Here is a 6200-nt window from a genome sequence, read left to right on the forward strand (position 1 = left end):
ACTTTACCTACGATGATACCTGATAGGGCATCTTCTTGTGAATCATAGCAAACAGCAGGGCCTCTATGGTAGCCGCCAACGGATGGATCAACAGCACCAACCTTAACAACCGCACCCTCAAGAGCTAGATTACCAAATAGAACAGCTAATCCACCTTGTTCAGAATGAGGATTTTCAAGTGGACGGATGACATTATGATCTGTAATCTCACAGCCTGCTACGTTTTCAGCTAATGTCTTACCTGTAACAGTTAAGCAATCTCCTTTGATTGCACCAGGCTTTTTAAGTAATTCATTTATAATTGCACTAACACCACCAGCATTATGCACATCTTCAATGTGATGATCAGAAGCAGGGGCAATTTTTGCTAAGTGTGGTACCCGAGCTGCAATTTCATTAATACGCTCTAAAGAATACTCAATTTCTGCTTCATTAGCTAATGCTAAAGTGTGTAGAACCGTATTTGTAGAGCCACCCATCGCCATATCTAATGCAAAAGCATTATCAATTGTATCTACTGTTACAATATCACGAGGTTTGATATCTTTTTCAATTAAATACATTAATTGTTTTGCTGATTCTTTAACAAATTCTTTTCTTTCTTCAGAAACAGCTAGGATTGTACCGTTACCAGGAAGAGCAAGACCAAGTCCTTCTGCTAAGCAGTTCATAGAGTTTGCAGTGAACATACCAGAACAAGAACCACATGTTGGACATGCAAATTGTTCAAGTTCTGTTAATCTTGCTTCATCAATTTGACCAGATTGGAAAGCTCCGACACCCTCAAAAACAGAATTAAGGTTTAGAGGATTTCCAGCCGCATCTCGACCAGCTTTCATAGGTCCACCACTTACAAAGATACTTGGGATATTCAAACGCATTGCAGCCATCAACATTCCTGGGGTGATCTTGTCACAGTTTGGAATACATACCATTCCATCAAACCAGTGGGCTGACACAACTGTTTCAACAGAGTCAGCAATAATTTCACGGCTTGGTAGGGAATATCTCATTCCGATATGACCCATTGCGATTCCGTCATCAACACCAATTGTGTTCATTTCAAATGGAACGCCACCGGCTTCACGAATTGCTTCCTTCACAATTTTTCCAAACTCTTGTAAATGAACATGCCCTGGAACAATATCAATATATGAGTTTACTACTGCTATAAAAGGTTTGTTAAAATCTTCTTCTTTAACTCCAGCTGCGCGAAGCAAACTTCTATGAGGAGCTCGATCAAATCCTGATTTAATCATGTTACTACGTAAATCTGCCATAAAAATTACCTCCATTTAAAAAGTAAAACAAAATTGAAAATTTAAATTATTACTCATTGTAACACTATTTTTAAGATAATCAATTAATAAATTTCAAAGTTTTCATGAAATTTTATTTAAAAATAGGTTAACATCTTCATAGATTCTACAAATTTCAACAGTTGACGAATTGGCTGAAAGGGTATATTCTTCTATATATAAATAGTTAGTTTAGGAAACAAATTAATTATTTGGTTTTAACATAATCTTTTAATAAATAAATTGTCATAATCACTTTAAAAGATACACAAAATAACCTCATGATTTGTTTTCTATCTTTATTACATAAGTAGAAAGGTTTGATTTTAATGTCTAAGCAACAAATAGGTGTAGTTGGTTTAGCAGTAATGGGTAAAAACTTAGCGTTAAACATAGAAAGCAGAGGGTACTCTGTTGCTGTTTTTAACCGTTCATACGAAAAAACAGAAGAATTCCTTCAAAATGAAGCGGTTGGCAAAAACTTTGTTGGCGCAAAAACAATTGAAGAATTTGTTAATTCACTAGAAAAACCACGTAAAATTTTATTAATGGTTAAAGCAGGTCCTGCAACTGATGCGACAATCGATTCACTAAAGCCTTATCTTGAAGAAAATGATATTCTAATTGATGGTGGTAATACATTCTTCCAAGACACGATTCGTCGTAATAAGGAATTAGAATCTACTGGAATCCACTTCATCGGAACTGGAGTTTCAGGTGGTGAAGAGGGAGCATTAAAAGGTCCTTCAATTATGCCTGGTGGACAAAAAGAAGCATACGAGCTTGTGGAACCAATCTTAACAGCAATCTCTGCAAAAGTATCAGGTGACCCTTGTTGTACATATATCGGACCAAATGGTGCAGGACATTACGTAAAAATGGTCCACAACGGTATTGAATATGGAGATATGCAATTAATCTGTGAGGCATATTTCATCCTTAAGAACGTTCTAGGTTTAAGCACAGACGAACTTCATGAAGTATTTGCTGAATGGAACAAAGGTGAGCTAGACAGTTATTTAATAGAAATCACTGCAGATATTTTCACTAAAAAAGATGAAGAAACAGGTAAACCACTTGTTGACGTTATCTTAGACACAGCAGGTCAAAAAGGAACAGGTAAATGGACTAGCCAAAACGCTCTAGATTTAGGTGTTCCACTACCAATTATTACTGAATCTGTATTTGCTCGATTCATCTCAGCAATGAAGGATGAGCGTGTGAAAGCAAGCCAAGTTCTTTCTGGTCCTTCAGCAGAAGGTTTTGATGGAGACAAACAGGAACTTATTGAAGCAGTTCGTAAAGCTCTTTACTTAAGTAAAATTATTTCATATGCACAAGGCTTTGCACAAATGCGTGTTGCATCTGAAGAATATAACTGGGATTTAAAATACGGTGAAATCGCAATGATTTTCCGTGGCGGATGTATCATTCGTGCAAAATTCCTACAAAATATCAAAGAAGCATACGACCGTGACCAACAATTAGCAAACCTATTATTAGATCCTTACTTTAAGGAAATTGCAGAAGGTTACCAAGCATCATTACGTAAGGTAATCTCACTAGCTATAGAAAAAGGAATTCCTGTTCCAAGTTTCTCTAGTGCTATTGCATATTATGATAGCTACCGTACTGAAACATTACCTGCAAACCTTCTTCAAGCACAACGCGATTACTTCGGTGCACACACATACCAACGCGTTGACAAAGAAGGAACTTTCCATACTAACTGGATGGAATAAATACTTGTTGGGGTTTCGACATTGAAGCCCCGGCTTTTATTTTTTATAATTCTAAGCTTTGGATGTAAGGGATTACACCACATCATCTGGGCTACCATTGTTAAAGTGCAAAACAGGAGACATCGCTTCGAAAAATGCGTAAACTGTTGTTAGATGTTATTTTACCTTTATTCAGCGGGGGTCACTTACTTTTGGTGGGGTGAATGCAGGTAGAGTATACAATTCAGTGGTAGATTCAAACAAAGAAATGAATAAAGTTAAGCCTCCTGGGATGCCACGATTTTTCAAAGATAATTTTTCGAGGCTAGTAAAATCGAAGACTAAAGACGCCACATCCTGTGGCGAGGTCTTCATGACCCACATCGTGTGGGCCTAAAATCTGGCGGAAATACGCCAAGGCGCATTTGATTAGGAGGGATTCTTATCATGGGTATTCTCCAAGATTTATTAAAGGATATTCCAGTTCCAAAAATGCTCAAAGTCAAACAGCATTTTGATGATACAAAGGTTGAAAATCTTGTAGACGATTTAACAAATAAATTCCATCGAGAAGAAGTGAAACAATCCATTAAACCTGGCATGGAAATTGCAATTGCTGTAGGAAGTCGTGGAATTGACGCTTTAGTTGACATTACGAAAACCACTGTACAATTCGTTAAAGACATGGGCGGAAAGCCTTTTATTGTACCTAGTATGGGTAGCCATGGTGGCGCCACTGGTGAAGGTCAACGTGATGTGTTAAAACATCTTGGTGTAACAGAAGAAAGTGTAGGCTGTGAAATACGTTCTTCTATGGAAGTTATTAAGTTAGGCGAACTTCCAAATGGCTTACCTGTTTACATTGATAAATATGCATCTAAAGCTGACGGGATCGTTGTTATCAATCGTGTAAAACCACATACAGCATTCCGTGGCTCAGTTGAAAGCGGTATCCAGAAAATGATCAGCATTGGTCTTGGAAAGCAAAAAGGAGCTGAGGCTTGCCATCAATTAGGCTTTAAATATATGGCAGAAAATGTTCCTGCAATGGCACAGATGATTATGGAAAAAACCCCATTTCTCTTTGGTGTTGCAACTGTCGAAAATGCATTTGACAGGGTTGCAAGAATTGAAGTCATGCTGCCTCATGAAATTGTTGAGAAAGAGCCTGAACTTCAAGCACAAGCAAAGCAACTGCTTCCTAAGCTATTTTTTGATCAACTCGATGTCCTTGTCATCGATCAAATAGGTAAAAATATCAGTGGAGACGGCATGGATCCTAATATTACCGGTCGTTACCCGACCCCATATGCACATGGTGGGCCTGATGTAAACAAAATGGTAGTGTTGAATCTAACTCCAGAAACAGAAGGTAATGCAAATGGGGTAGGGACAGCCGACTTTACTACCCAACGTCTAGTGGACAAAATGGACCTTGAATTCACATATGCAAATGGGTTGACTTCAACAGTTGTTGCTCCAACGAAAATTGCAACAACACTGCCAAATGATAAAGAAGCACTTCAAGCAGCCATCAAAACATGTAATATCTTAGATTTTACGAAGGTAAAAATGGTTCGTATCAAAGATACATTACATGTAAGTGAAATCGAAGTATCGGAAGCCCTATTAGAGTACATTAATCAACATCCAAACATGGAACAGGCATCAGACCTTTACGATTTCGACTTTGACGAAAACGGCAACCTATTTTAATTGATATTCAGTCAGGGTTCAAAGCCTGACTGAATTAGAACTAATTACATCAAAAGGGGAATAGACATGACTAAATTATTTGACTTAACTGGAAAAACAGCTGTAGCAATCGGTGGAAATAGTGTTCTAGGTTCTTCTATCTGTATGGGATTTGCTGAACAAGGCGCAAAAGTTGCCATTGTCGGACGCAACCTTGAAAAAACAGAAGCAGTTGTAAAAGAAATCGAAGCGGCGGGTGGAGTGGCGAAAGCTTTCACAGCAGATGTTCTTTCTCGTGAATCACTTGAAAATGCTGCAAATGAAATCGAAGCTTGGTCTGGTAGTATTGACGTCCTTCTTAACGCTCCAGGTATGAACAGTCCAACTCCATTTTTTGAACTTGAAATGGACGAGTATGACAAAATCATGGATGTTAACTTAAAAGGTTATGTTGTAGCTACTCAAATTTTCGCAAAGAAAATGATCGATTCTGGACGTAAAGGAAGCATTATCAATATTTCTTCTGTGTCATCTACAACACCATTATCTAAAGTATTCACATACTCAGTTTCAAAAGCTGGTGTAAACAGCATGACTCAGTTCTTAGCAAGAGAATTTGCACCACACGGAATTCGTGTCAATGCAATTATTCCAGGATTCTTCCCTGCAGAACAAAACCGTAAAATCTTAAGTGAAGAGCGTGTGGCATCAATTATGGGGCACACTCCAATGAATCGTTTCGGTAACCCTGATGAGCTAAAAGGAGCTGCAGTATTCTTAGCATCTGAAAATGCTTCTAGCTTCGTAACTGGTACATTCATTCGCGTTGATGGCGGATTTGGAAGCATGACTATCTAAAATAGTACTTCTGTTACGTATTTTAAATGATATAAATAGAAAGAGAAAGAGATCAATTACAACCGGGAGAGAAGGGGAGAAGACAATGATCGACGAGAAGTTTCAAAAGCTTGTGTCAATTCTCCGAGAGATGGAATCAGTTGTCGTTGCTTTTTCCGGTGGAGTTGACAGTACCTTTTTACTAAAGGTAGCTGTTGACACACTTGGAAAAGAAAATGTCTTGGCGGTAACTGCTGATTCGGAAACATATCCTTCAACTGAGCTTAAGGAAGCCGTGGTCCTTGCAAAACACATTGGGGCCAACCATCGTGTTATTGAAACATCGGAGCTAGCTATTCCTGGCTATACAGAAAATGATCGAAATCGTTGTTATTTCTGTAAGAGCAGTTTGTTTGATCATCTTATTCCTGTTATGGAACGAGAGGGTTTTCATAATATTGTGTATGGAGTCATCGCTGATGATTTGAATGAATTCCGCCCTGGTATGAAGGCTGCCAAGGAAAAAGGAATTCGTGGTCCATTACAAGAGGCAAATCTTTTTAAAGATGAAATCAGGGAACTATCCCGTGAATTTGATTTGCCGACTTGGAGCAAACCTTCTTTTGCATGTCTTTCATCACGGATTGCT

The 6200-nt window shown here is 38.2% G+C and carries 5 protein-coding genes; 4 read left to right on the forward strand and 1 reads right to left on the reverse strand.

The window, feature by feature from the left end; all coding sequences use genetic code 11:
- Positions 1 to 1280 (reverse strand): dihydroxy-acid dehydratase domain-containing protein (locus V7147_RS20025; protein WP_335369577.1); only part of this gene is annotated, 1280 nt, incomplete at its 3' end.
- 347 nt (positions 1281 to 1627) lie between these two features.
- Here V7147_RS20025 and gndA point away from each other — a divergent pair.
- The 4 genes from gndA to larE form a co-directional block, all read left to right on the forward strand.
- Positions 1628 to 3040, forward strand: coding sequence for an NADP-dependent phosphogluconate dehydrogenase (gene gndA / locus V7147_RS20030; RefSeq protein ID WP_335369578.1), 1413 nt, complete (start codon positions 1628 to 1630; stop codon positions 3038 to 3040).
- Between the two features lie 426 nt (positions 3041 to 3466).
- A complete protein-coding gene (locus V7147_RS20035; RefSeq protein WP_335369579.1) occupies positions 3467 to 4735 on the forward strand; it encodes a lactate racemase domain-containing protein in 1269 nt (422 codons plus the stop codon).
- 66 nt (positions 4736 to 4801) lie between these two features.
- Positions 4802 to 5572, forward strand: coding sequence for an SDR family oxidoreductase (locus tag V7147_RS20040; protein WP_335369580.1), 771 nt, complete (start codon positions 4802 to 4804; stop codon positions 5570 to 5572).
- Between the two features lie 85 nt (positions 5573 to 5657).
- On the forward strand, positions 5658 to 6200 hold a 543-nt coding region (gene larE, locus V7147_RS20045; RefSeq protein WP_335369581.1), incomplete at its 3' end, for an ATP-dependent sacrificial sulfur transferase LarE.

It is taken from the genome of Bacillus sp. JJ1521, from assembly GCF_036965165.1.
In the GTDB taxonomy this organism is placed as follows: Bacteria; Bacillota; Bacilli; order Bacillales; family Bacillaceae_L; genus Ferdinandcohnia.

Bases quoted from the DNA above. Each gene is read 5' to 3' on its own strand.
- gndA (WP_335369578.1), top strand. From the start codon at position 1,628: ATGTCTAAGCAACAAATAGGTGTAGTTGGTTTAGCAGTAATGGGTAAA.
- V7147_RS20035 (WP_335369579.1), top strand. From the start codon at position 3,467: ATGGGTATTCTCCAAGATTTATTAAAGGATATTCCAGTTCCAAAAATG.
- V7147_RS20040 (WP_335369580.1), top strand. From the start codon at position 4,802: ATGACTAAATTATTTGACTTAACTGGAAAAACAGCTGTAGCAATCGGT.